At 57.3% G+C, this 768-nt stretch carries 2 protein-coding genes; both read left to right on the top strand.

Annotated features, from left to right (window positions below):
- The coding region (locus tag P3R27_RS14475; protein WP_150327807.1) for an Ail/Lom family outer membrane beta-barrel protein at positions 1-79 on the top strand (79 nt) is incomplete at its 5' end.
- Positions 80-143: 64 nt separating this feature from the next.
- Positions 144-768: prophage tail fiber N-terminal domain-containing protein (locus P3R27_RS14470; protein WP_207633618.1), on the top strand; the 625-nt coding region annotated here is incomplete at its 3' end.

Raw genomic sequence — 768 nt, 5'->3', positions numbered from 1 at the left:
TGATATTGCTTATGAAGGCTCCGGCAGTGGCGACTGGCGTACTGACGGATTCATCGTTGGGGTCGGTTATAAATTCTGATTAGCCAGGTAACACAGTGTTATGACAGCCCGCCGGAACCGGTGGGCTTTTTTGTGGGGTGAATATGGCAGTAAAGATTTCAGGAGTCCTGAAAGACGGCACAGGAAAACCGGTACAGAACTGCACCATTCAGCTGAAAGCCAGACGTAACAGCACCACGGTGGTGGTGAACACGGTGGGCTCAGAGAATCCGGATGAAGCCGGGCGTTACAGCATGGATGTGGAGTACGGTCAGTACAGTGTCATCCTGCAGGTTGACGGTTTTCCACCATCGCACGCCGGGACCATCACCGTGTATGAAGATTCACAACCGGGGACGCTGAATGATTTTCTCTGTGCCATGACGGAGGATGATGCCCGGCCGGAGGTGCTGCGTCGTCTTGAACTGATGGTGGAAGAGGTGGCGCGTAACGCGTCCGTGGTGGCACAGAGTACGGCAGACGCGAAGAAATCAGCCGGCGATGCCAGTGCATCAGCTGCTCAGGTCGCGGCCCTTGTGACTGATGCAACTGACTCAGCACGCGCCGCCAGCACGTCCGCCGGACAGGCTGCATCGTCAGCTCAGGAAGCGTCCTCCGGCGCAGAAGCGGCATCAGCAAAGGCCACTGAAGCGGAAAAAAGTGCCGCAGCCGCAGAGTCCTCAAAAAACGCGGCGGCCACCAGTGCCGGTGCGGCGAAAACGTCAGAAA

It is taken from the genome of Enterococcus spodopteracolus, from assembly GCF_030441955.1.
Lineage (GTDB): Bacteria > Bacillota > Bacilli > Lactobacillales > Enterococcaceae > Enterococcus_B > Enterococcus_B spodopteracolus.
Note: the sequence above shows the minus strand (reverse complement) of the source record. Positions and strands in the feature narration are given on the sequence as shown.